The organism is Vibrio sp. 378 (assembly GCF_033339435.1).
The window spans coordinates 263,223-288,479 of sequence record NZ_JAWOUO010000006.1 but is presented as its reverse complement, the minus strand read 5'-3'; the positions used below and the strand labels follow the sequence as shown (position 1 = coordinate 288,479).

At 46.3% G+C, this 25,257-nt stretch carries 18 protein-coding genes; 7 read left to right on the top strand and 11 right to left on the bottom strand.

All coding sequences use genetic code 11. The annotated features are described in order from the left end of the window. Nucleotides 1-22 precede the first annotated feature (22 nt). Nucleotides 23-1,381, bottom strand: coding sequence for a DUF4397 domain-containing protein (locus tag R7Q48_RS13680; protein WP_256903026.1), 1,359 nt, complete (start codon nucleotides 1,379-1,381; stop codon nucleotides 23-25). Further along, nucleotides 1,378-1,974 (bottom strand): LON peptidase substrate-binding domain-containing protein, encoded by a 597-nt coding sequence (locus R7Q48_RS13675; RefSeq protein ID WP_225473681.1) that lies wholly within the window; start codon nucleotides 1,972-1,974, stop codon nucleotides 1,378-1,380. The genes R7Q48_RS13680 and R7Q48_RS13675 overlap by 4 nt, the downstream gene beginning before the upstream one ends. A 323-nt stretch (nucleotides 1,975-2,297) precedes the next feature. Here R7Q48_RS13675 and R7Q48_RS13670 point away from each other — a divergent pair, with 323 nt between their 5' ends. The 4 genes from R7Q48_RS13670 (at nucleotide 2,298) to csdA (ending at nucleotide 5,901) form a co-directional block, all read left to right on the top strand. Next, nucleotides 2,298-3,095: an outer membrane protein OmpK gene (locus R7Q48_RS13670; protein ID WP_005380251.1), complete on the top strand. Its 798-nt coding sequence runs from the start codon at nucleotides 2,298-2,300 to the stop codon at nucleotides 3,093-3,095. 108 nt (nucleotides 3,096-3,203) lie between these two features. Continuing rightward, a complete protein-coding gene (panE, locus tag R7Q48_RS13665) occupies nucleotides 3,204-4,094 on the top strand; it encodes a 2-dehydropantoate 2-reductase (RefSeq protein WP_256900256.1) in 891 nt (296 codons plus the stop codon). Then, the gene (locus tag R7Q48_RS13660; RefSeq protein WP_213867032.1) at nucleotides 4,091-4,690 is read left to right on the top strand and encodes a DJ-1 family glyoxalase III; all 600 of its coding nucleotides are present in this window, start codon (nucleotides 4,091-4,093) and stop codon (nucleotides 4,688-4,690) included. The genes panE and R7Q48_RS13660 overlap by 4 nt, the downstream gene beginning before the upstream one ends. Continuing rightward, on the top strand, nucleotides 4,690-5,901 hold the full coding sequence (gene csdA / locus R7Q48_RS13655; RefSeq protein ID WP_256903025.1) for a cysteine desulfurase CsdA: 1,212 nt from the start codon (nucleotides 4,690-4,692) through the stop codon (nucleotides 5,899-5,901). Before R7Q48_RS13660 ends, csdA begins: the two co-directional genes overlap by 1 nt. A 33-nt stretch (nucleotides 5,902-5,934) precedes the next feature. Here the strand turns inward: csdA and R7Q48_RS13650 are convergent, their stop codons facing one another. The 5 genes from R7Q48_RS13650 to R7Q48_RS13630 all read right to left on the bottom strand — a co-directional run bounded on the left by R7Q48_RS13650 (nucleotide 5,935) and on the right by R7Q48_RS13630 (nucleotide 10,354). Then, nucleotides 5,935-6,855: a GGDEF domain-containing protein gene (locus R7Q48_RS13650; protein WP_318132329.1), complete on the bottom strand. Its 921-nt coding sequence runs from the start codon at nucleotides 6,853-6,855 to the stop codon at nucleotides 5,935-5,937. 309 nt (nucleotides 6,856-7,164) lie between these two features. Continuing rightward, nucleotides 7,165-7,593 (bottom strand): cysteine desulfurase sulfur acceptor subunit CsdE, encoded by a 429-nt coding sequence (gene csdE / locus R7Q48_RS13645; RefSeq protein ID WP_213898557.1) that lies wholly within the window; start codon nucleotides 7,591-7,593, stop codon nucleotides 7,165-7,167. Between the two features lie 19 nt (nucleotides 7,594-7,612). Further along, entirely contained in the window at nucleotides 7,613-8,422 is an 810-nt protein-coding gene (tcdA, locus tag R7Q48_RS13640) for a tRNA cyclic N6-threonylcarbamoyladenosine(37) synthase TcdA (RefSeq protein WP_005380241.1), read from the bottom strand. Between the two features lie 99 nt (nucleotides 8,423-8,521). Next, the gene (gene mltA / locus R7Q48_RS13635; RefSeq protein WP_238966867.1) at nucleotides 8,522-9,625 is read right to left on the bottom strand and encodes a murein transglycosylase A; all 1,104 of its coding nucleotides are present in this window, start codon (nucleotides 9,623-9,625) and stop codon (nucleotides 8,522-8,524) included. Nucleotides 9,626-9,898: 273 nt separating this feature from the next. Beyond that, a complete protein-coding gene (locus R7Q48_RS13630; protein ID WP_005380234.1) occupies nucleotides 9,899-10,354 on the bottom strand; it encodes a DUF2850 domain-containing protein in 456 nt (151 codons plus the stop codon). A 162-nt stretch (nucleotides 10,355-10,516) separates the two neighbouring features. Between R7Q48_RS13630 and argA the strand changes: the two genes are divergently transcribed. Next, a complete protein-coding gene (gene argA, locus R7Q48_RS13625; RefSeq protein WP_012841478.1) occupies nucleotides 10,517-11,854 on the top strand; it encodes an amino-acid N-acetyltransferase in 1,338 nt (445 codons plus the stop codon). A gap of 400 nt (nucleotides 11,855-12,254) precedes the next feature. Further along, nucleotides 12,255-12,443 (top strand): hypothetical protein, encoded by a 189-nt coding sequence (locus R7Q48_RS13620; protein ID WP_130545062.1) that lies wholly within the window; start codon nucleotides 12,255-12,257, stop codon nucleotides 12,441-12,443. Nucleotides 12,444-12,477: 34 nt separating this feature from the next. Here the strand turns inward: R7Q48_RS13620 and recD are convergent, their stop codons facing one another. From recD to recC, 3 genes are all read right to left on the bottom strand, one after another. Next, entirely contained in the window at nucleotides 12,478-14,625 is a 2,148-nt protein-coding gene (gene recD, locus R7Q48_RS13615) for an exodeoxyribonuclease V subunit alpha (RefSeq protein ID WP_064368732.1), read from the bottom strand. Beyond that, nucleotides 14,625-18,299, bottom strand: coding sequence for an exodeoxyribonuclease V subunit beta (recB, locus tag R7Q48_RS13610; protein WP_064369108.1), 3,675 nt, complete (start codon nucleotides 18,297-18,299; stop codon nucleotides 14,625-14,627). Before recB ends, recD begins: the two co-directional genes overlap by 1 nt. Before the next feature lie 327 nt (nucleotides 18,300-18,626). Beyond that, nucleotides 18,627-22,118: an exodeoxyribonuclease V subunit gamma gene (gene recC, locus R7Q48_RS13605; protein ID WP_318132328.1), complete on the bottom strand. Its 3,492-nt coding sequence runs from the start codon at nucleotides 22,116-22,118 to the stop codon at nucleotides 18,627-18,629. Between the two features lie 252 nt (nucleotides 22,119-22,370). On the opposite strand from recC, the gene R7Q48_RS13600 reads away from it, so the two are divergent. Next, a complete protein-coding gene (locus tag R7Q48_RS13600; RefSeq protein ID WP_025768222.1) occupies nucleotides 22,371-24,194 on the top strand; it encodes a DUF3413 domain-containing protein in 1,824 nt (607 codons plus the stop codon). Between the two features lie 75 nt (nucleotides 24,195-24,269). Here the strand turns inward: R7Q48_RS13600 and R7Q48_RS13595 are convergent, their stop codons facing one another. Beyond that, nucleotides 24,270-25,244 carry a TDT family transporter gene (locus tag R7Q48_RS13595; RefSeq protein ID WP_017636010.1) on the bottom strand — a complete coding sequence of 325 codons (975 nt, stop codon included), beginning with the start codon at nucleotides 25,242-25,244 and terminating at the stop codon, nucleotides 24,270-24,272. Between the last annotated feature and the right edge of the window lie 13 nt (nucleotides 25,245-25,257).

Below are 25,257 nucleotides of genomic sequence, written 5' to 3'. Positions count from 1 at the left end.
GAATTTCCTCCTCCCATTCGTCCTAATCGGTCACGTCATCGACCAACAAGTTGAAACCACCGTTGTTCCCATCATCAATGGCAACGACTTGGTACACAACACCGTTCATTACATTGACTGGTGCTGAGTCAACCGCAACAATACTTGGGTTACCAGCCACTGTTACCGTTACATAATATGTACCTTCAGCGACATATAATCCTTGTACGCTATTTTTATACGCAAAATTAGCGATGGTTGGATCACTTCCATCTATTCCTGCACTCGTAGTGAGGTAAATATCCACCATTTCCGCTATAGGATTAGCCGCAGCGTGTGTCACATTCAGCGTCGCGCTAGTTGCCACTGCACGTCTCATGTCTTCAACAACCAGAGGTTCGATATCAATCGCTGGGCTAACAACACCGACTGCGTAAACACTGTAATCCTTTCCGCCCGCAACCATTAATCCGTCAACATCGATAATAGGATTGGTTGTTGTGCCATCCACGTAAACGTCAATATCGTAAGCGCCAGCATCGAGCTCCAAATAACCACGAATCTCTTTGAACGCTAAGTCGGCAAGAGGAGCGAAGGCCGCCCCGTTAACGTTAACATCGACGACAGGCGCTCCATCGACAAGGTGTCCGACTCTTACTTCAGCTTGGCTGCCCATATCTTCAATTATAGAAGAGCCCGAACCGTCCAACACCAAGAGTTTGACAGGTGACGTGCTATTCGAATCTCCTGTGCCGATAGCGGCAATCGTCAAGTTGGAATTAGCCGCAAGAGATACTGTGCCCGAGTCAAAAGCAACGCTGTCTCCTACGGCAAGTCGAACTTGATACTCACCAGCTGGGATGTTCAATACGTCGGTAGAAGCTTTGTAAGCAAGGTTAGTTATTGGAGTCGCGCTAGCAAGAGCAGCACCTGGCTCAGTGACATAAAGATCAACAGCAGGAACGCCTGAAGCTGCATGAACAACTTGAACATCTAGACTATTGGCATCAGCCATTGAATCGGAGCTGCGAGTCACAACTAAGGGCTCAACTGGGTTTGGCGAACCATCGGCATCGCCAACAACGAACACGTTATAATTGAGGTCGGAATCAAGGTCTAGTTCTGTTTTAGGTATTACGGTCGCGGTTTCATTACCTGGGAGCTGAACATCGACCTGAATCGAATTCATCCCCTCTCGCAATTTAACGTAGCCAGATCCCACACCATAATCAACATTCGTTAATGATGGTTTATCGTTGATCCACACATTTGCAAGCGGCGCATCAGAAGACGCGTGCACTGCTTGTAAATTGGAATACTCGATAGTGTCACTGTCGGAGCCACACGCCGCCAGTCCTAATGTCGCAACAATAGTTAGCGCAGCTTTATTAAATCCTTTCATATCCTTGCCTCTTTGTTAGTCGGGGCTTCTATGGCTTCTGTCAGAAATTGCAACGCAGGAATACAGTCCTCTGCGCCGACTAGCTGTTCGAACAGATTGCAGTCTAGGGGTAGTAACTCAAGCCAACGCTGAGTAACCCAAGCAGAGTCATCGTAAAAACGATGCTGGTAGAGGCTTCCAAGTTGAGGAAACTCTTCATAAACATGGGATAACTGCTGGCTTAAAAAGAAGAAATCTGGTGAGTTGTCTGGATGTTGCCAATTGTCTAACCATTCAACCTCTGCATGACGTAAGCCATCCGCATCTGCACGGACGCGTTTGACAACAAAGCGTTGCTCACCAGCAACTGTAATACCAAGAAGGCCATCACTGAGTGTTTCAAAATCAACGATCCTGACCAAAGTTCCGATAGATGAAACGTTACCCACGTCTTTAGGGTCACCTTCACTTCCTACTAGGCAAACTCCAAAGCCCACATTTTGTAGGCTGCATTCCTTTACCATTCGCTTATATCGTGGCTCAAAAATGCGCAGATTCATTTTACCTTCAGGGAGTACAACTGAAGTGAGTGGGAATAACATGACTTCTTTCATTCAAACGTCCTCTTTGATTCACGGATACATACGAATCCCTTATCACTCCGATCACTAACGATTTATGTTGGTTAATCGACTGGCTTAAAAAGTCATAAAATCGCTCACTCAAACGATCCAAATCACACATTTATTGCAATAAAATGCAACAAACAAAAAGTTCCGTAAATAAAGATAATTTCGTGATGCAACTCACCAAAAACGTTTCATTTTGCACCCTTTATCACTTTCATTTGGGATTTTTATCGCTATTATTCCCGCCAATTGGAAAGCGCAGCACAGATTGCGTGTTCTGAATCATTACAAACATAGAGAGTCCCCTTATGCGTAAATCACTTTTAGCTCTTAGCCTTCTAGCGGCTACTTCAGCTCCAGTTATGGCGGCAGATTACTCTGACGGCGATATTCACAAAAACGATTACAAGTGGATGCAATTTAACCTAATGGGTGCATTTGACGAACTTCCAGGTGAGTCTTCACACGACTACCTAGAAATGGAATTCGGCGGCCGCTCTGGTATCTTCGACCTTTACGGCTACGTTGATGTATTCAACCTAACTTCTGATCCAGGTAGCGACAAAGCTGGCGCAGAGAAGATCTTTATGAAATTCGCTCCACGTATGTCTCTAGATGCGGTAACTGGTAAAGACCTATCTTTCGGTCCAGTTCAAGAGCTATACGTTGCAACTCTAATCGAGTGGGGTGGTAACTCTGGTGTTAACTCTCAAAAAATCGGTCTAGGTTCTGACGTAATGGTTCCTTGGTTTGGTAAAGTTGGTGTTAACCTATACGGCACTTACGACGGCAACAAAAAGGATTGGAACGGTTTCCAAATCTCGACTAACTGGTTCAAACCATTCTACTTCTTCGAGAACGGTTCATTCATTTCTTACCAAGGCTACATCGATTACCAATTCGGTATGGATGATGCTGCTGGTAACAAGTTTGGTTCAACCGCGTCAAACGGTGGTGCAATGTTCAACGGTATCTACTGGCACTCAGACCGCTTCGCAGTGGGTTACGGTCTAAAAGGTTACAAAGACGTGTACGGTATCAAAGATACTGATGGGTTCAAGTCAACTGGCTTTGGCCACTACCTTGCTGTAACTTACAAGTTCTAATTGAACCACTAAGTTTGCTCAAAAATGGCGCCTTTCGGCGCCATTTTTATTTGCTTTCCTTTTTTCCCTCATTATCCTTGCAGCAAACCTTTTTAATGAGAGCGTTTGGTGAATATCCTTATCCTCGGTCCAGGTGCGGTGGGCTCACTCTGGGCAACAAAATTTAAGCTTGCCGGGCACAATGTTTCATTGTGGGGAAGAAGTTCTGAAAGCCAACAATCACTTCAGTTGGATGACACACCCGCAATCGTATTCAGTAATCAAGATATTTCCTCCGTAAATAAAGCAGATCTCATTTTGATCACGGTAAAAGCTTGGCAAGTGGAAGACGCCATTCAGCCTTTACTGCCTCATATCAACGCAGACACGATTATCATGCTGATGCACAATGGTATGGGTACCGCCTCTGGCGTGGAGAAGGCTCTGCCAAACAATCCTATCGTGCTCGCCACAACGACGCACGGCGCATACAAACCAGATAACCAACACGTACTGCATACCGGTCACGGAACAACGCAAGTGGGTGGTTATAATGACAAAGGAATGCAGTGCGCTTTTCTGCAAGATGTTATGCATCATGCTCTTCCAGAGGCCATTTGGAATCCACACATCCAATCTGCGTTATGGACTAAGTTAGCAATTAACTGCGCGATTAACCCACTGACTGCGATTCAGCAGTGTAAGAATGGTGAGCTTGCGCAGCCCGAGTTTAAGATACAACTCGAAAGCATCACTCAAGAACTGGTTGAAGTAATGAGTAAAGAAGGTATTGCTATCGAGTTTCGCTCTCTTTTCGATACGGTAATGCAAGTGGTGAACGCCACAGCTGAGAACTATTCTTCAATGAGACAAGACGTATTCCATCAGCGTCGAACGGAAATTGATTTTATAACCGGATACCTGTTAAAGGCTGCCGAGAAACATCGCATCAATACGCCTGAGAATTTAAAACTTTACCAACGCATCAAACAAATAGAACAAAGCTGGACAGAACAATGAGTAAGAAAATCTTAGTGCCAATCGCTCCGGGCACCGAAGAAATGGAAGCCGTCACCGTTATCGACATGATGGTTCGCGCGGGTTATGACGTTACGGTAGCGAGTGCTGCTTTTGATGGCTCATTGACGATGAAAGCTTCTCGCGGAGTCACACTAACAGCCGATTGTAAACTGGTCGATATCGCTGATGATGAGTTTGACGCCATAGCGCTTTCTGGTGGTGTTGGTGGTGCAGAAATTTTTCGTGATAGTACGGTGATGATAGAAATCCTTAAGCAGCACATCTACGAGGGAAAATTGGTCGCAGCTATCTGCGCAGCACCGGCGTTGGTATTGCAACACCATGATCTTTTCTCACAATCACTGATGACCTGTCACCCGAGCTTTCAGTCACATATCCCGGAAGAGAAGTGGCGCAGCAAACGCGTGACCTTTGATATCAACCACAACCTGATCACCAGTCAAGGTCCGGGCACTGCTTTAGAGTTCGCAATGGAAGTAATCATTCAACTCTCAGGTAAAAAACACGCATGGTCAGTTGCTGAACCAATGATCCCTCTGCCTACTCTGCATTACCATAAGCTTGGTGAAGAATAATGTTTGACGTAAATGCTTTACGTGAGCAATTTCCCGCTCTAAATCAATCCGTCAACGATACACCCTTAGTGTATCTAGATAGCGCAGCGACAACGCAAAAACCGCAATGTGTGATTGATGTCATCAGTCATTACTACAGTGCGCAAAATGCCAATGTTCACCGTGGCAGTCATAGTTTAACGGCTAATGCCACCAGCCAATTTGAAGCGGCACGAGAACGAGTGGCAAACTTTATTGGTGCAAACAGCTCTAAAGAGATCATTTGGACACGGGGCGCAACCGAAGCACTGAACTTAATTGCTCAGACTTACGCCCGCAGCACGTTACAACCGGGTGATGAGATCTTGATTAGCGAGATGGAGCACCACGCTAACATCGTGCCTTGGCAAATCGTGGCAGAGCAAACGGGCGCCAAAGTCATAAAAGTTCCAATGACATCAGATTGCCAGTTCGACATCAGCGCATTTAAGGTGCTTCTGTCTGACCGCTGTAAAATTGTTACTTGCGCACAAATAACCAACGTAACAGGCACACGCCAACCTATCGAAAAAATCACTGAACTGGCGCACAACGTTGGCGCGGTTGTTGTAGTTGATGGCGCGCAAGGCATCGTACATGAGCAACTTGATTTATCGGCATCAGATATCGATTTCTACGTTTTCTCAGGTCACAAACTTTATGCACCAGCAGGCATTGGGGTTTTATACGGCAAGCTTGAACTTTTGGAAGCCATGCCACCATGGCACGGCGGCGGTAAAATGGTTGAACGCGTTTCTTTCGAGAAAACGACGTTTTCTGCACTTCCTGGTAAATTTGAAGCGGGCACACCAAACGTTGCGGGCGCGATTGCTCTAGCGAAAGCCATTGAGTGGTACCAAGGTTTTGACCATCACGAAGTAGAGGATCATCTCCATGCGCTTCAGGATAAGGCCTACCAAGCACTAAGCGCGTTGGATGACATCCATATTCTAGGCTATCAACCGAATGCCTCTGTACTGACGTTCGTCATGGACGGCGTTCATCACCAAGACATGGCGACGCTGCTCGATCAACAAGGCATTGCGGTACGAGCAGGACACCACTGCGCTCACCCATTGATGGATGCGCTAAACGTTAAAGGCACGGTACGCGTTTCTTTTGGTATTTATAACACGGCTGAAGATGTGGATAGACTCATCGCCGCCGTAGAAAAAGCCGTCGACATGCTATAACGCCAACGGTTTGATTTGGAGTAACCAACAAGGTTACTCCATCTGCCTATCCAGAGTCGCCACGCAATTTCTGCCATTTCTTTTCGCAGCATAAAGCGCTTTATCTGCATGCGCATACAAACGTTTGGTGGTTTCATTTCTGCCTATTTCCACCACGCCTACACTCACCGTGACCGGAATTTCAATCTTTTCAAATTCGAACTGACAATTTTGAATGTGGGAACGTACTTCCTCTCCTACCTCTTTCGCCGCCGACAGAGAAGTTTCTGGCAAAATAATCGCAAACTCCTCCCCTCCGACTCTTGCAAAAATTTCGTCTTTGACGAGTAAGTGAGAAACCAAATCAGCTAAGGTCTCTAAGACATAATCCCCCGCATCATGACCACGTTTATCATTGATGACTTTAAAAAAGTCCAAATCAAACAATAACAACGCGGAGTGATAGTTCGGCTCTTGAGCTTTAATGACCTCTTCTGTGAGCTTTTCGAAAAAGACACGTCGATTGGAGATGTTGGTAAGAGCATCAATTTGGCTTTGATGGCGAAGAAGGGTTTCAACTCGGTGGCGATTGGAGATGTTGCGTGTAAGAATAAGGACAACGCGACGACCTCGGTATTTTATAGCGAGTGGGCAGATCTTGCCTTCGTAGTATAGGTCGCCTCTTGGCCCACTGTTAGCATCTATTCCCTGAATGCTGTCGGCGCACATCTTGTACTCGATCGTCACAATACTGTCTTGTTTCAGTGACCGATTTATCTGTTCGATAAACCAGTCAGCTTTATCTTTCTCAAGTACGCTGTGCAGCGTCTCACCTATCAAATTACTTCCATCGTGATAGGCTTTTTTATCTGTTCCTCCAAAAACATCAATATAGATACCATCTTCACTCAGAATAAAAGTGGGGTCTGGCATTCCGGATAACACGTCTTGTGCATGTTCCAAGGTGAATTGCATATAGGGAGGTTCCTAGCATTTGTATCTAAGTAACCCAATCGCTTCCAAGTGTGTTTCCACATTGGGGAATAGGAGCGAGTGGGGCATATGTCTATTATCTAATATAGACAAATTTTAAATACAATTGAGTTTATAAAAACCAAGTGGGCAATATAATGAACCAGGATCAATAGAATGGTTAATTAACGCTAAAATAGTCGACCATTTGCATATTTTTTATCCATTTGCAAAAAATATCTCAACTCAGATACAAAAAACGCCAAACAGCTAGGCTATTCGGCGTTTTTTAAGAATTGGGAAAATGACTCGTTACACGGCGGTTTGCTTAATCTGCTCTACAATAGCTTTCAAGCCATTACCACGTGACGGGCTTAAATGGGAGACAAGCCCCAGTTGATCAAAATAAGCATCAATATCAAATGCTTGAATTTGATCGGCCGTTTTACCGTCATAAGCTGCCATTACCAAGGCAATCAATCCACGGACGATACGCGCATCGGAGTCCCCACAAAAATGCCAAACGCCATCTTGCTCTTGGCTCACTAACCACACCAAGCTTTCACAACCCGAAACGGTAACTTGTTCTGATTTCAGCTCTTCTGGCATTTGTGGCAGCTTTTTACCCCACTGAATAACCTGACGGTAGCGATCTTCCCAGCCTTGAAATTGCTGCATAGTCGCTACAATGTCTTCGCTGGTGATATCTGTACCAAATGGAGAAACGGGAAAATCTGTCATGATGCGCTCTTCTTCTAGTTTACTTCTTATATTTTGAAATCAACTTCTCAACGATTCGCGATACCGCGACAAAGCCAAACGTTGCAGTTACCACAGTCGCCGCACCAAAACCGCTAGCACAATCCATACGTTTTGGGCCTTCCGCTGTCGACTTCACACCACACACTGAACCGTCTGCTTGAGGGTACTTCAGCTGCTCGGTTGAAAACACGCAATCAATACCAAACTTACGAGCCGGATTCTTAGGGAAGTTATGATGACGACGCAGGGTGTCTTTGATTTTCTTCGCTAGAGGATCTTGGATCGTTTTCGTTAAATCAGCGACCATAATCTGCGTTGGGTCAACCTGACCACCAGCACCACCCGTGGTGATCACTTTGATCTTGTTGCTGCGGCAATACGCCAACAAAGACGCCTTCGCTTTTACGCTGTCAATCGCATCTAGCACGTAATCAAACTCTTTGCTTAAGTACTCATGTTGATTATCTGGCGTGATGAAATCATCAATCAGATTGACTTTACACTCTGGGTTGATCAATTTGACACGCTCGGCCATCACTTCAATCTTGCTTTGGCCAACGGTGCCCGTCATCGCATGAATTTGGCGGTTAATGTTCGTGACACAAACATCATCCATATCAATCAGAGTCAACTCACCGATCCCAGTACGGGCCAGCGCTTCGACCGCCCATGAACCCACGCCACCAATACCAATAACACAAACGTGTGCAGCGCGAAGAATGTCCACTTCACTGTTGCCATAAAGACGACGAGTGCCGCCAAAGCGTTGATTGTAGCTGTCAGATGCTGGGGTATCGAGTTCACGCATATTGAAGTCCAGATGATCGATAGAAAAACAAAGAGTGCGATTTATACGCACTCTTTGATGAAATGTCTAGATAAGAGGCGGTTCCTCTTTCTTGGGTCGCTATTGTAGCTTTTCTGGCGGCAAAGCCCAAGGCGCTTGAGTTGGTGAGTTTTCCAGCCCAAGTTTCCAAACTCGACCAAAATGCTTGTAGTGCCCTGCTTCCGTTCCTGCTCTCGCACCAATGCCATGATACAGATCCAAATGGTTCTGTTTTACCGCACCACCAGTGTCTAAAACGATCAGCATTCGCAGTTGATGCGCACCGCTCCACGTACCATCCGCATTCAGCAATGGTACTTCCGCCAAGATTGGTGTGCCCATTGGTAAGATAGAACGGTCACCCGCGACCGCGGCCATTGGCAACAAAGGAATACCAGCCGACCCCGTTACTGGCGCTTCCGCTTTTGGCGCAAAGAAGACGTAAGAAGGGTTTTGCTCCAACAACTCGCGTACTGTTGCGTCGTCGTTGTCCATTACCCATTCTTTAATCGCTTTGAGAGACATTTTTTCACGCGGCACTTCACCACGTTCAATCAAAATGCGGCCAATACTAACGTAAGCTTTATTATTTTTCCCTGCGTACGCGAAGTACTCCAACGTATCATCATCTTCAAAATGCACATAGCCACTGCCCTGCACTTCCATCATAAATGGGTCGATACGATTAGGCGCGTAACCTAGCACCAAACCTTGTCCATCTAGTGCTCCATTGTAGATCTCCGCGCGAGTCGGACAATCTGATGAGCAGTTTGGCTTGCCATAAACTGGGTACTTAAAAATGTCGTTTGGTGTATGACGCAGCTCCATCACGGGAGAAAAGTATCCGGTAAACAGCACATTACCTTTTTTATCACCACCACCCAATTGCGCGGCTTGAATGCCAAACGCACTCAACGCACTGGTATCTCCGCTCTGTTGCGCCCACTCACTTAATCGTTGATATAGCGGTTGGTACATCTTCGCCATGGATGGTGACTTTATCACCACTTGCTCAGCTTGCTTGTTAAATTCAGTAAAATCGCGTGGTTTGTTAGACTCAACTACGTCCACTTTATTGAGGATCTGAGGAAACTCACCATCAAGATATTGCTGAGCACGATCATTTTGTTGAGCACAGCCAAAGAGTAGGCTCAAAGATATAATAGGAAGGAGTTTTTTTAACACGTGTCTTTTCCGTAAAAGAGAATAGCAAAAGGATGGCAAACAAATGCATACGGTGCAATTGAAAAGCAACGACAAAATGTTTCAACGCTAAGCCAATCCGTTTACTCGTTGTGAATTCATTCAGTTAATGCAACATGATAGCAGCGGAAGAATTACGGAATTGTCCGGATTATGTTTGAAAGTAAGATTTACTGATTGAGAGATGAAATTGTGATCATCCATGTGACTCACAGACGCAAGAGATCTCTGCTTAACAGACAAAGATAAAAACGACTATCTTACCGCAATCCTTGCACGCCCCTCTAAACGGAATACAGGTAGATAATGTGCATTGGCATCCAGCTTCATTTCTGCATGCTGCTTACCCACAAAATTGAAGTGCCGCTCATTTGAACCCACTCGATACGAAAACGAATCCCCATCGAATTCAAAACTGGTCGCCACTGTAGAACCATTTACGGTAACACCGCGCTCACTCAACACAAATTCTTCACGAGCATAAGGCGCAACATCTTGCTCAACCCAGCGACCATAAATTGTCGATTTGGGAATGGGCGGATTAATGGTTCGAGTAATCAAATCACTATACAGCATGCACACGACAACGGTTCCAACTATCGCTATAAGCATGAGAGAACGCTCTAGCCACTTACGAAGCATTGATTTAGATGACGTTTTTGACAGATTTGAAGCAGTGATCGCAGCATTCTTATTAACAGCAGAAGACATGAGGTTCACGTATTGAGGAAAGACGCCACCATTGTAACCTTCCCTCTTAACGGGACCAAGAACCTACCTCAATATGTTTGTGCTTTATTCCAAAATTTCACCTTGCCACCAAGTGAATAAAAAGGCATTATTTTAACATAATTAAACAAAGGAATGGCTGTAGTGAAAATTCGTAGTACTGCTCTCGTAAAAGGATTCCGTCAATCAACACCTTATGTCAATGCTCACCGCGGAAAAACCATGGTGATCATGCTGGGCGGAGAAGCCGTCGCACACAAAAATTTTGGCAATATTATTAATGATATCGCACTCATGCACAGCCTCGGAATCAAAGTCGTGGTGGTGTATGGTGCACGTCCTCAAATTAATCAGCTGCTAGAAAAACAAGACCTCACTACGCCTTACCACAAAAATATCCGCATTACGGATGAATCGGCTTTATCTGTTGTTATGCAAGCTGCCGGACAACTTCAACTTGCGATTACTGCGCGCCTATCAATGAGCCTCAACAACACTCCGATGGCAGGCACCCAGCTCAATGTCGTTAGCGGAAACTACATCATTGCTCAGCCACTCGGCGTTGATGATGGTGTGGACTATTGCCATAGTGGACGCATTCGCCGCATTGACACCGACGCGATTAATCGCACGCTCGACCAAGGCTCTATTGTGCTACTTGGCCCCATTGCTAGCTCTGTGACTGGCGAGTGTTTTAACTTACTTTCTGAAGAAGTCGCGACACAACTGGCGATAAAGCTGGGTGCGGATAAGCTGATTGGTTTTTGCTCCGAACAAGGTGTCATTGATGACAACGGCAATGCTGTCGCCGAATTACTGCCAATTGAGGCGGAGCATGTCATCAAAACGCTCTCTGAAAATACGTCTCCTGATCTAGATTACAACACAGGAACACTGCGCTTTCTTAAAGGCTCTATTGCCGCTTGCCGTGCCGGAGTACCTCGTAGCCACTTGATCAGTTATAAAGTAGATGGCGCCTTAATTCAGGAGTTGTTCTCTTTCGACGGCATCGGAACCCAAGTTGTTATGGCGAGTGCTGAACAAGTGAGGCAAGCTAATATTGACGATATTGGCGGTATCTTAGACCTCATTCGCCCGTTAGAAGAACAAGGTGTACTGGTTAGGCGCTCTCGAGAGCAGCTAGAGCAAGAGATTGGAAAATTTACCATCATCGAAAAAGACGGCTTGATTATTGGCTGTGCTGCCCTTTACCCATACCCAGAAGAGCGTAAAGCTGAGATGGCTTGCGTAGCGATTCACCCTGACTATCGTGATGGAAACCGAGGTTTGTTACTGCTCAACTACATGAAACATCGTTCTAAATCCGAAACCATTGATCAGATTTTTGTCCTCACGACACACAGTTTGCATTGGTTTAGAGAGCAAGGTTTTTACGAAGTCAGTGTCGACTATTTGCCCGGAGCCAAACAAGGGCTATATAACTTCCAGCGTAAGTCAAAAATCTTAGCGTTAGATTTATAGCTTAACCTTAAATCAGGGAGCGAAACTTAACGTTCCGCTATACCAAAACCTCAAGGTGCGGGATTCAGCTCATTGACGCTCAATCCTGCACATCAAGTTTGTTTTGGAGTAAGGCCTCACATAAATCCTGCTTCGAGCTAGCGAGTCATCATATAAACACCAACTTAGCAATACGCAAACCATTGCTTGATTTTCGTTCCAATTTTATCTTTTAAATATACATTTGGTTGGCTATACTCTGCTCGCTAGTGATTGGTTTTTAACCAATACGAATGGATCTAGGTGATGTAATGTAGCCTTCACCCTAAAATACTGGGCAATTGAAAAACTAGTTAGCTCCGTATTGCACACCAAGGACAGTTGTTAATCTGACTTTAAATAAGCCGAGACGAGCACTGTTATGAAAACAATCATTTGTAATTCGCTTCAAAGTTTCTGGGATATGGCTGACAATCAGTTTTTAGAAGGCCTAGACGTACACTGTGTTTTTCCCGTAAATGACGCTATCCGAGATTTTATTCTTGCTTATCAACAGCAATACAAAATACGCAGCGTGTCTTTTACCAATGCGTTTGCAAAACATGCATAAAAGAAGACCGAGCCATAAGCTCGGTCTTCTTGTTTTAGTTGGTAAGCCGCTTTACTAACCCACTCGCGCGAGTGGTTTTCACCTTAATGCCTCGCTTCAGAACATTGAGTTCGGCGTAAAGAGCTAAACGCTTTTTCGCGCGGGTAATGCCTGTGTAAATCAACTCACGGGTTAATATCGGACTAAAGTCTGGTGGCAAAATCATCAGGGTGTAATCAAATTCACTGCCTTGCGATTTATGGATGGTCATGGCGTAAGCCGTTTCATGTTCAGGTACTCGGCTCGGTAAGACCGATTTCACACTGCCGTCAGGTAACTCAAAAAAGACTTTCAAACGCGGTTCTTCTTCAGTGTCATCTCGCATGCAAATACCAATATCACCGTTATACAAACCTAAACCGTGATCATTACGCGTAACCATGACGGGTCTGCCGTGGTACCAAATTTCATCCTGAACTTGAATGAACTTGCGCGCCGCGAGCGCTTTCTCGATGCGTTGGTTTAGCCCAGCCACACCGAAGTCACCTTCACGGATCGCGCACAGCAGTCGGCATTGGTTGAAGGTATCTAACGCCGCTTTGGCTTTGTGCGTTAGCGACTCTGGCTCTCCGGTTTTAGGATCAGTTTCCTGTTGTCCAATGCGTTTGAGGTAACGACCGTATTCCTGCACCAACGTCTGCATCATTTGGTTGTAATGTTGACTACTTAGTGCGAAATGTTCGATATCGGAAAAGTCACGCGCCCAGACGCTATCTACGCTCGCAGCAGAACCTGAGTTAACCGCTTTTGCCAACTGACCAATGCCTGAGCGAGCGTCAAATCGGTAGCTCTTTTGCAGCATACATAAGCTATCGGCAATGCTGGAGGCACTGTTCCCCGTATGGGCTAAAGTATCGAAACCTGTCAGTTTTGCGATGGCTGACGCCTGCTCTTTGCCATAACCCAATGCATGGAACGAACAGATATCACCCAACACAGCCCCTGCTTCAACTGAGGCAAGTTGGTCTTTATCACCTAACAAAATCAGCCGCGCATGCTTCGGTAAGGCATCGACCACTTTGTACATCATTGGTAAATCAACCATCGACGCTTCGTCGATAACTAAAATATCCAAATGCAGTGGATTTTGCTTGTTGTGACGAAATTCTGCGCTATTAGGAATCGCGCCAAGCAATCGATGTAAGGTACTCGATTCAGTCGGAATTTTGACTTTTAGCTCCGGAGAAACTGGCAGTTCTTGCACTGCTTTACCAATGGACTCGGTTAATCGCGCCGCCGCTTTCCCCGTTGGGGCCACCAGCTTGATGGTTAGATTTTTCTCGTGCGTCGCCTGTTCAATTAAAGCAGCAAGCAATTTGGTTACTGTCGTCGTTTTACCCGTACCAGGACCACCAGAAATCACAGCAAATCGACGAGTTAACGCAACCGCCGCCGCGACTTTTTGCCAGTTCACACAAGCAGAAAGTGGCACCAGCTCATCCAGTTGCTGCAAATCCTGAACCTTGCGCGCATTGCTAAGCACGGAATCAATGGCGTGCCAATCCAACGATTCGCTTGCGACCACATCAAGGTGGTCACACACCAATTGTTGACGCAACACTTGGTTGCTGCTTCCCGCTTCTACTGCTTTGCCTAACGCGTTAAACAGAAAATGGTATTGGCGTGCAAATAAATGGTTGAGCAACTCGGATAATCGCGCAAACTCTTGTGGTTGCAAGTTAACTGCGGCGCCCAAGTGATTAAGCTTTTCCGCCAGAGTCACTTCATAATGCCAATAGCGGTGCAGATACAGACGCTCGCCATCGAACATCAACGGCAAGGCTTCTCCTTGCGCGCCGACCAAGCTGGAATTTTGTAATAGTTCTATCCAGTCTATAACTTGTAGCTGTGTGTTGAGCGCCAATGCCGACTCACCAAACAGCCCTAGCTTACTGGCTAAATCCGTAGATTGCCCTTGTGCATCGAACAGAGACAGGCAGATATGTCCTTTGCCAAGCTCACTACTGACAACACCAGCGATAAACGCCATTGCTTGGCTATCCGACTGTTCATCATGCGTTTGAGAATCAATAAAACAGGCGAATTGGTAGTCGAGCTGACGAATAGCGCCTTTGTGCGCCAAGCGTTCCAGCACTACCAATAGACTATCTTGGCCAGAATGAAGATTGTGATTTGTCGTCATTAAAGTAGCTCCATCTGCCCGGCTTGAGTTGAGCGCGTTTCAAGTACTTGACCATCAATCAAACGATCCATCTCTTGTAAGAAGTCTAAGGTTGGTTTCGCGGCAAAAATGCCGTGGTCACTCTGCCCATCCATGCCGCGCAAGAACAAGTAATACACGCCACCGAAGTGATGATCATATTGATAATTCGCCAATCGGCTGCTTAGGAAACGATGCAGTGCTAACGCATAAATCTGATACTGCAAATCGTAGCGGTGATCCGCCATCGCCGATTTCAGAGCCTCACCATGGTAGCTCGTCACATCGTCGCCAAGATGATTCGATTTCCAGTCAAGCACGTAGTATTTACCTTGATGTTCAAACACCAAGTCGATAAAACCTTTGAGTATACCTTGCACGGTTTGGAAACCTAAATCCCCCGCTTTCGCCGACAACGGATCGTGACGTTGAATGACTCGGTTTAACGCCGGTGCAGACAAAACTTCAATCGGCAGCAAAAATTCCATCTCCACCAAACGTTGCGACGGTGCTTTTTGATTCAGCAGCAAAGACTTACCATCCAACGGCGTTGCGAGTACGGTATCAATCAATTGCTGTAAAATGGGTAACCACTCTTCATCGAGCTGTTCGCTTTCCATCAAACCAAGGATGATTTGTGTATTCTCTTCCGTCGTGGCTGGCTGAGTAAATTCAATTTCCTCAAACAGGCTGTGCAGGAACGTACCCGGACGCGCACCACGAGGGAAGGTAAAAATAGAACGCTCTGGCTCCACCAAATCCGCTTCGTCTTGTTCTTCAGATGAGTCGATATCAAAACCCGTAATCTCAATCGTGGCATCATGCTCGGCGTGATGAGAGCCTTGCTTGACCAAGCCAGAATAACTGGTGATGCGCCAGTTTCTATCGATAGGGTTTTGCAGCTCTTTCGCGCTAAGATCGTGTATTTCTTCTTGTGGCGCTACGTACTTCTCTTCGAGTTGCTGCGGCGGATCGGCCACAACGACACAATCAAGCTCGTCTTGTTGCTTTGTTAAACCTTGGTACAAATCGTTAATGCCACCTTCTTGACCATTTTGAATCAAATAGCCAATCGCACTGCGGTGTACGCCGGTTGGCTCTTTGGTCGAACGGCCATTGCGCAAAGGCGAGGCTCCAATAAAACACGCATACACAGCACGCGTTAACGCCACGTATATCAAGCGTAAGTCTTCCGCCAAACGCTCTTTATCCGCTTGCTTCATGGACGCATCGTTGCCAGTGATATCCAGTACCGTGCGGTCATTGGCTGCATCGTAATATTTGGCTTCACTGGCTTCTCGATAGCTGAACACAAACGGCAGAAACACGAGGTCATACTCCAAGCCTTTTGATTTGTGAATAGTTACGATCTGCACTAAGTTACGTTCCGATTCTAAACGTTGGATTTGGTCATCACTGCCACCCAAACCGTTTTCCGCATCACTGATAGACTGAGCGAGCCAACGCAGCAGACCGTGGTCGCTATCCAGTTCATTACTGGCTTGTTGAAGCAGTTCACCGATGTGCATTAAATCGGTAAGTACTCGCTCACCATTCTCACCCTGTGAACTAGCACCTTCTTCTAGTAATCGCTCGGCAATATGGCGTTTGCTGATCACCGCGCGCAACATCGGCAGCACACCACGTTGAACCCAAAGTTTGCGATATTCTTTGAATTCGTTTACGGCGTTTTCCCACACCACTTCATCGTTATTAAGTGCATCCAAACTTGCTGCGTCGAGGGCAAACAGCTCAGAAGCAAGACTTGCACGCAGCGCACGGTCATTTTCTGGAGTCAGCACCGCTTGCAGCAAACGCTGTAAATCCTGCGCCACCGAACTGGTAAACACACTGTCTCGGTTAGACAGATACACGCTGGCAATGCCTTGGTCTGCCAGCGCTTGTTTGACCATTCGACCTTCACTACCTGTTCGAACCAACACCGCGATATCGCCCGCTTGAACCGCTTTCTGTTTTTCGCCATTCACCAGACACGCTTGCCCCTGTTGAGCCTGCGTCAAAATGGTTTGGATTTGGCTTGCGGTCGCCTCTGCCATTCGAGTCAAATACTCGCCTTTTGGTAGCGGTTTATCGTCCGCTTCTTGCAACCAATAAGTCAGCGCTGGTTGCTTTTGGCCACCCATAGTCCAAATGCGTTTTTCGGCATTGGGACTGTACTTAACGGGTAAAAACGGAATGTCCGAATCATAGATAAATGGACTATCAGGCAAAGCAAATACTTGGTTTACCGCCTGCACCATATCTGCGCTAGAACGCCAGTTGGTTCCTAACGTGTAGTGGGCACTTACTTGGTTACGCGCTTTGATGTAAGTGAAAATGTCTGCGCCACGAAAGCCATAAATCGCCTGCTTGGGGTCACCGATCATAAACAAACCACATTCTGGGTTGTTCAGATAAATACGGCTGAAAATACTGTATTGAAGCGGGTCGGTATCTTGGAACTCGTCAATCATTGCGACAGGATACAAAGTACGAATACGCGCCGCTAAAAGCTCGCTTTCGTCCGTATCGATAGAAGCAGAAAGTTGCGTCAGCAAATCATCAAAAGAGAGCCACTGTTTTTGATTTTTCGCGTTAGCCAGCATCACACGACAATGTTCAATTGCATGAGCAAGCAGTGGCGCTTTTAAGCTGATTGGGTTGGTAAGAAATGTTTCAATGGCTTCAAATACCGCATGCTGCGGCGCACTGCCTTTCGGTGTTTTTTCCAACAAGACGTTTTGCGCGAACTTCTCCAGCTTGTCTGGATAATCGTAACCTGTAGTTTCCGTTGCCGCCCAAGCGTTTACCGCCTCCAACCACGTCGGCAGAGACTTTTTGGTGTAGCTGCGTTTGTTAATATCTGAACCTGAAATTAGCGTTAAGAAGTCATCTTGGCTTTCTCGCCACTGTGCTTTTAATTCATCAATTTTTTTCAAATTTTCAGTATGAAGATCAGCCAAACTGCCTTTCATTGCCGGAACAGAAAGGCTTAACGGCGCACCAGTTAAGTAATTGCTGATGTCAGACAATAACGCAGATGGAGAGCCCCATAGCTGGCGAATTTCTCCAGCCAAGGTAAATGGCAACGGGTAGAAATTGCGGCGCCAGTAATCGGCTACAACTTGCGCTTTTAGGTGACTTTCATCGGTCACAAACTCGTTATTAAATCGGCTGCCAGATTCAAACGCATTTTGCGTTAGCATACGTTGGCAAAAACCGTGAATGGTGTAGACCGCCGCCTCGTCCATCTGACGCTCTGCCTGCAATAAAATTTCTGCGGCTTGCTTGTGATCGTCAAACTCATTAAGCAAAGGTTGGATCACCGGGTCGGAACTCTGTCCACGCGCAAACGCGATTCGCGCATCATGGATTCTTGCCCTGATACGATCGCGTAATTCCGCAGTTGCCGCTTCGGTAAAGGTTACAACCAGAATTTGGTCGACCGTAAGCGGTACGCGATGTCGAGTTTCCGCGCTGCCATGACCAAGCAAAAGACGCAGATATAAACCTGCAATAGTGAAGGTTTTACCTGTACCTGCTGATGCCTCGATTAACCTCGCACCGTGCAGAGGAAACGTCATCGGTTCTAGTGGCGTTGGTTGAGGTTGCTCTGTGCGGTCTAACGTATGTAGAGGACACTCTGCACCTGACATTTGATCCATAACGCTGAATCTCTCCGGATTATTTACTAGGACGTATCACCTAATAAATGTGATCTATAGTTAAAAATTCTATTAATATGTTTAACAAGTTGGATAATTTAGAGCTTTGTGAGATCTTTCTCACGGTTATCCATAAGACGTACCGTTAGTATGCGCCCCACGAGATAAGCCAAACCTTTTTGGCGGCACAACTCAAATGAATTAAACAAAAGTATCATGGTCCCTCTGACCTTGTGGCCGTACAGCGAACGCCCTACAAAAAATAATGATTTTCTGGCGGCCACCCTACTCTTCCTTCTCTTTATCCAGCTGTCTTTATTACGCTTTTACATCATCAGCGTCTTGAACCGCTAAGCGCGCACCTTGCAGTACTAATGCTGTCAGCAAACGAACTTCTGAGGCCAACTCATCATTCCAAGCAGGCCAAATTCGAGAGATGTACGCATTACTGCCTTCGCCCGGGCTCATGAAGCCATCATTGAATGCGTCAGCCATTTTCTTCAAAGATTTCTCTTCGTCATCGACCCACTGACCGCGGCTAAAGCCCGCTTCAACACAAGCCAACGCCGTTTTCGGGAAATAAGGCAAAGGCTTAGTCATGCCTTCGAAGAATAAGCGAACTAATTCAGTCAGTAGCTGTTTGGCATACTGAGCATCGGCAATTTCTGGGTAGATCAAATGCAGCGCGCCTTCTTTACGATCGTAGCCAATCAGATGAGTTTTCTTGGCATAACCCGACGCCGACATGGCAAGGTGATCGATCCACGCTGCAAGGTAATCTTGCGCTCGAATCTTACCGCTTCGGTAGCGAATCAAACCGGATTGGTAGCATTGAGTCAGCCAACCAGTCAGGCGAACGTTTTTCTCTTCGCCTTCATTTCGCTCAAACAAAGAGTCAAACGTCAGGTCGATTTCCAAATCGTCTTGAGGCGCACCAGATAAAAACGCCAGTTTGTCCACCAGCTCTTCCGCCTGAACTCGGTTGGTTTCAAACTCGATATAACCAAACGCCCCCACCGGCAGTTTGCCTTGCGCGCGCTGTTGACTCATAAAGTGTTTAAGCACCTCTGTTTTTTTCTCTGGCTGCATCAATGTCGTTTCAAGCAAGGTTTCTAACAGCTCATCACGCATTTGATAGCTTTCCAAACCACCTAAAACAAAGGGTTCGTCGTCTTCCATCACCGGCAGTGGCGGTTCAAAGATTACTTTTAAACGACGATTGAAAAAATACTGCACAGGTAAGCGCCAGAAACGTTGCAACTCGACTAAGTCGAGCTCAAGTGGGAACGTCGCTCCTAACAGATAGTCGTCTAATGCCCGATTAAAATCAGGACGAACATAGCCTTGCGATTGACTGCTTTGAGTCAATGCCGCTGGAATCCACTCTTTCGCGTAGCTGGCGTGCATGCCTTGGAACGCACTTGGGCTAAACGGCACCATGGCGTGGGTATTCACCAACGCATTTAATAAGTTGTCGCCAGACTCATTAACGGGCAACGCTTCATCACCACTTAAACAATAGTTTTGGTGGCAGTATTCCATCAGCTCAGAAACCAGAACCGAAGGCACTCGCTCGGTATTGTCTTGGATTGAACGGCCAACATAACTGATGTAGAGCGTTTGCTGTGCCGATAGCATTGCTTCGAGGAATAGGTAACGGTCATCATCTCGGCGCGAACGGTCGCCCGGTTTGGTTCTTCCCGTCATCAAGTCAAAGCCTTCTGGCGGCATGGAACGCGGGTACACGCCGTCATTCATCCCCAGTAGACATACGGTTCTAAACGGAATAGATCGCATAGGCATCAGGGTACAAAAGTTCACTTGACCAGCAAGGAAGCGCTGGCTGACTCGTGTGCCAGATAATTTGTTTTGAAGGTATTGGCTGATGATCGACGGCGATAACGCATCATCAAATGCGGCATCAGCTAATTGCTCTTTGAGTTGGCTGAGCGTATCGCGAATGGATTTGAGTGCCATTTCGCCTTCTAACTCAACCGAGAAGAAGTCATCCAGCAGTGAAACCAAAGTCTCTCGCCAACCATCGATAGTTTGAACATGAGAAAGTTTGCTTCGATAAGTGCTAATTTGTTGGATAAAGTGTGCCAACTTGCCCGCCAGCTCTGCGCCCATGCCTTGCACTTCGTTGTACGGAGACAAACTGCCTTGCTCGGTTTCAAACAAGCCTGCGGATTCTGGCATCGCGTAGCCAAGCAACATGCGTTGAATACCAAATTGCCATGTGTTTTGACGGGTTTCCGGCAGTTCAAATTCGCGTCCGGTATTGGCGTCCAACCCCCAGCGAATTCCCGATTCCTCAACCCATTGTTTAGCTTGTAAGAAATCACCTTCGCTGAGTTCAAAACGCTTTAATATCGCCGGAGTTTCCAGAAGTTCGAGTAGTTCTGATGCCAAACAGCGCGTATTGGGTAAGTTCACCAACTGCATAAATGCGGCCAGAATTGGGCTCTCTTGATCGGCGGTTCGGTCAGAAATCGAATATGGAATAAAACGCTCACCCGGCGCGTTACCAAAGACCGCCTGAATCGCAGGGCTGTAAGCGTTGATGTCCGCGACCATCACGATAATATCGCGCGGTTTTAACGTTGGGTCAGCATCGAACATCGCCAATAGTTGATCATGCAGCACTTCCACTTCACGCATCGGGCTGTGACAAGCGTGTAGGCTCAGTGATTTATCACCCAAGCTAACCACTTGTTTGTGATGACTGTTTTCAATCTGTTGGTCATCTTGATGTTCTTCAAGATTGAGAATATCCGCTTGCAATTGATGGAGCAGACTGTCGCGCTCAACATCAACAAAGGCTTCAATTTCATGAGATTCCAGCTGAGACAACAGATACATATTGTCGCGCCCGAGTTTACCCATGGATGCCAACAGACTGTTTCCGACCACATCGGTGTGCAGCTCATCGATCACATTATCTTCCAGTGATCCTTTCAGTTGCTCAGTTTCACCTTGCACTTCCGAGTGATCGTCCTGCCACACAACGTGCTGACGATGTTTCGCCGCCAAACGAGCCAGATATTTGCGATCTCGAACTTCACCCCAATAATAACGACAAGGGTTAGTGAACATCAGATGCACGTCGATGTGTTCACCAATTGCTTTTAGCGCATCCATATAGCGAGGCGGCAACGAAGAAATGCCAAAAACAAACAAACGCTTGGGTAAATGGTCAAAATTGCCGTTAAAACTCTCTAACGTGTCGATAAAGTGCTCATAAAGGTTGGCACGGTGATAAGGAGACTGCCCTAATGACACAGTGTGATCATACAACGCTTGCCATAAGATCGGCTGCCACGGATGCTCATCTTCCAGCTCTGGCACACTCTGCCCTGCTTCCCAACTTGCGATCCACTCCGGACGATACACCAAGTAACCATCGAAAATATCGGCAATTTTCTCAGCCAGTTGATACAGCTTAGAGTGATCACTGTCATCTTTGAGGTACTGCGCTAACGGCGAAAACACGTCTTGGTTGAGAAGCCCCGGCAGCAGATGCATCAACTTCCAAGTCATCGCTTCTTTGTTAAACGCACTGCGTTTTGGCACGTCTGGCAACACCTGCGTAAACATTTCCCAAATGAAGGTAGCAGGAAGCGGAAAATCAATGTTCGCGGCAACACCAAACTCTTTGGCCAATTCCATTTTTAGCCACTGGGACATGCCCGGACTTTGAACCAGAATTTGTTCTTTTTCGAACGGGTTTTCCAGCGGACTGATTCGAATCAGTTCGACAAGGAGTGATTTAAGAACGTCAACTTGGTTGGAGTGATAAACAGTAAACAAATTGGGAATACCGAGCGCCGATTGAAACTGTTAGCTAGCTTAGCACAGCCCCATTTAAACCCGCAGTGATCTCGCGTTCGGAAAAAACAAAAGGTTATATATCACTCAAATAGAGTATGAATCTTCTGAATTTTCACATGTCAATCAAGTCTGACACTTCCATACAAAATGTGACATTCGTCGCAACTATTCCATAATAAAAAACACTGTTTTATACTCCCTCTACCCATAATTTATAAACAAACAAAAAGTATGTTTCGCAAACTGTCTTCCAACAGCGCTTGGCTGATTGCTTTTTTTGCTTGCTTTGCAGTGTACCTGTCGATCGCTTGTTATCCTTTTGTGTTGTCTAACAATCAGAATGAACCGCTAACCTTGTTGCAAGGTTACTATTTGGTTTCGACTCAATATGGCTGGCTGGGCTTGATCGCTCTTCCATTTATGTTGTTGAGTTTATTGCTCTCTTTTCTACCGACTCGAGTATTCAAAGGCATCGTGATCGCTATCGCGATCTGTCTATTGATCATGTTTAAAGTCGATATCCTCGTTTTTCAGCAATACAAACTTCACATCAACGCTCTATTAATCCGTATGTTTTTCGAAGGTGGCGGTGATGTCTTCGATATTTCGTGGATGAGTTGGCTTATCTTCGTCAGTGAAGTTACCGTTCTGGTGATCGGGCTCGCCTGTACCGTTTGGGTAAGTAATAAACTGGCACAAAGCCGAGCTAAGTTCGTTTTGATCAGCGTCTGGTTTGCTGTATTGCTCAGCACACAGATGATTCATGCGTACAAAAATGCCCTTTACGAAGATGAAGTCAGTCAGTTTTCGAATAACTGGCCACTTTACTACCCGCTGACGGCTCGTAAATTTATTTACAAACACGACCTAGTGGATGAGAGCATTGCATCGAAGAACCGCGTAGAGTTAACCAACATTGAACGTAGCTCACTCAACTACCCGCTTGCGCCGATTCAAGTGCAAAGCAAAGAGAAACAGCCCAATGTCTTGTTTATCTTGGTTGACGCGTGGCGCTACAGTGATGCGACGCCGGAAGTCATGCCAAATGTCAGCAAGTTCGCCGAAAAAACGGTGAATTTCACACAACATATGAGCGGCGGCAACTCAACTCAAGCGGGTATTTTCAGCCTGTTTTACAGCTTGCCAGCGACCTACTGGGAAAGCTTTTACGCAAGTCAACGCTCTCCTGTTTTTATGGATACGCTGCAAGCAGAAGGCTACCGCATGGGCATTTTTGGCTCAGCACCGCTCACCAGTCCGCCACTCTCTCGCACGGTATTCAAAAAAGTGTCGGACTTGACCCTGAAACAAACTGGGGAAACAGCTGTCGAGCGCGATCAGCAGATAACAGACAAGTTCATCGAGTTCCAAAAGCAGGACAGCGACAAGCCGTACTTTGGTTTTCTGTTCTACGATGCCGCCCACGGCACGGTGTTTCCTGAACCTGAATTTGCGAAATTCAAACCATACTGGGAACGCGTTGACCACATTTTGCTCAACAACGATTTTGACGCTTCGCTTTACCACAATCGATACAAGAACTCGTTGTACTACATCGACAGCTTGATTGGTGATGTGCTGAAAAACGTCGACTTAGACAACACCATTGTGGTGATTTCATCAGATCATGGTGAAGAGTTTAACGACCATAAGATGAACTATTGGGGCCACACGGGTAATTACAGTGACGTTCAAGTGCATGTGCCTCTTTACGTGTACATGCCAAATCGTCAGCCAGAGCAAGTTGATTACCGCACGACCCATTTTGACGTCGTGCCAACCATGATGAATACGCTGTTTGACGTTCAAGGCACAACGAGTTCATACAGCGTTGGTCATAACTTGTTTGATAGCTCTGCCTCTCGCGATTGGTATATTGCAGGCAGCTACTACAACTATGCATTGGTCGGCAAAGAACTGATGCTTGTGGTAAACCCTGGCGGGCACTCTCAGCAACTGAATCGCCAGTTAAAAGTCGAGAAAGAACAGAAAGTTCCTGTCGATATCATTCGTCATTCTCTGGATGAGATGTCGCGATTTTACAAAAAAGGCTAGTGTCCAACATCGACGCCGATTGAAATAAAAAAGCCTCTTGGTTGTAAGACCAAGAGGCTTTTTCCTATCTGCTATTTAAGCGTGATGAGCGTGCATCAAGCGTGGCTGAATCAATAAGTTGTTGATGTATTGTAAAGCCACATAAGAGACAACAAATGTTGCCACAATCAACTCAAGACCAGCTAAGCCTCGCACTTGTTGAACATAGTGCGCAGCCAATCCTTGCAACTCCATCCAATTCGCCATTTTAAACAGCGCCGTCGCACCGATCACCATCGGGAAAGTGAACGCCGCATAGCCTGGGCTAAATGGCAGTCTAAGCAATTTAAAGAATGCGAGGTAAATGATGGCTGTCATCAATACCGCGATACCAAATAGCATAGCGATGATCACTGGTGATGGTGTCGCAGTGACCGTTAAGTACCCTGCCAATGATAGACTTGCTGGCGCTGCCATGATTGCCATTGTTGGTTTCGCTGCATCCGGAATTTCATGGGTGAACATGAAACGGTAAATCATCATCGGCAACATGATCGCGTACGCCACCATACCAAACATCAATGCACCTTGTGCCACTGGTGCTAACATCGGGTTGCCAGAGAAAGACACATCCGCAACGATAATACCCACAGGCGGTACAAACCAACTAGGAACCATGTGGTGCAATTCAAAATCTTTGGCGCGATGGTAAACAAAGCTCACCAAGAACACGATGTGCAAAACCACCGCAATCAGCCAAAGCGCATCGCCAGCTAATGGGTAAAAATGGCCGAGAGAATTTGAAACCACCATGGTTCCCATCGCAAATGTCGGAACCACGCTGCCCACAACCGGATGAGCAAGATCTTGTCTCAATAGATGATTATGTAGCAAAAACTTGGTTGCCAATATAGCCAATAATATGCTCGCGATACCCGCACTAATCCACTGTCCGTAGCCATGTAATTCGGCGAAGTTCTCCCAACTCCAGCCCAAGCTTGCAATACCAAGAGCCAAACCCGCCATTGGAGTTGGTGCTCCCATTACTTTTGCTTTTGTTCTTTGAATCATAATGACCTCAACC

Bases quoted from the DNA above. Each gene is read 5' to 3' on its own strand.
- R7Q48_RS13680 (WP_256903026.1), bottom strand. From the start codon at position 1,381: ATGAAAGGATTTAATAAAGCTGCGCTAACTATTGTTGCGACATTAGGA.
- R7Q48_RS13675 (WP_225473681.1), bottom strand. From the start codon at position 1,974: ATGAAAGAAGTCATGTTATTCCCACTCACTTCAGTTGTACTCCCTGAA.
- R7Q48_RS13670 (WP_005380251.1), top strand. From the start codon at position 2,298: ATGCGTAAATCACTTTTAGCTCTTAGCCTTCTAGCGGCTACTTCAGCT.
- R7Q48_RS13660 (WP_213867032.1), top strand. From the start codon at position 4,091: ATGAGTAAGAAAATCTTAGTGCCAATCGCTCCGGGCACCGAAGAAATG.
- csdA (WP_256903025.1), top strand. From the start codon at position 4,690: ATGTTTGACGTAAATGCTTTACGTGAGCAATTTCCCGCTCTAAATCAA.
- R7Q48_RS13650 (WP_318132329.1), bottom strand. From the start codon at position 6,855: ATGCAATTCACCTTGGAACATGCACAAGACGTGTTATCCGGAATGCCA.
- csdE (WP_213898557.1), bottom strand. From the start codon at position 7,593: ATGACAGATTTTCCCGTTTCTCCATTTGGTACAGATATCACCAGCGAA.
- tcdA (WP_005380241.1), bottom strand. From the start codon at position 8,422: ATGCGTGAACTCGATACCCCAGCATCTGACAGCTACAATCAACGCTTT.
- R7Q48_RS13630 (WP_005380234.1), bottom strand. From the start codon at position 10,354: ATGTCTTCTGCTGTTAATAAGAATGCTGCGATCACTGCTTCAAATCTG.
- R7Q48_RS13620 (WP_130545062.1), top strand. From the start codon at position 12,255: ATGAAAACAATCATTTGTAATTCGCTTCAAAGTTTCTGGGATATGGCT.
- recD (WP_064368732.1), bottom strand. From the start codon at position 14,625: ATGACGACAAATCACAATCTTCATTCTGGCCAAGATAGTCTATTGGTA.
- recB (WP_064369108.1), bottom strand. From the start codon at position 18,299: ATGTCAGGTGCAGAGTGTCCTCTACATACGTTAGACCGCACAGAGCAA.
- R7Q48_RS13600 (WP_025768222.1), top strand. From the start codon at position 22,371: ATGTTTCGCAAACTGTCTTCCAACAGCGCTTGGCTGATTGCTTTTTTT.
- R7Q48_RS13595 (WP_017636010.1), bottom strand. From the start codon at position 25,244: ATGATTCAAAGAACAAAAGCAAAAGTAATGGGAGCACCAACTCCAATG.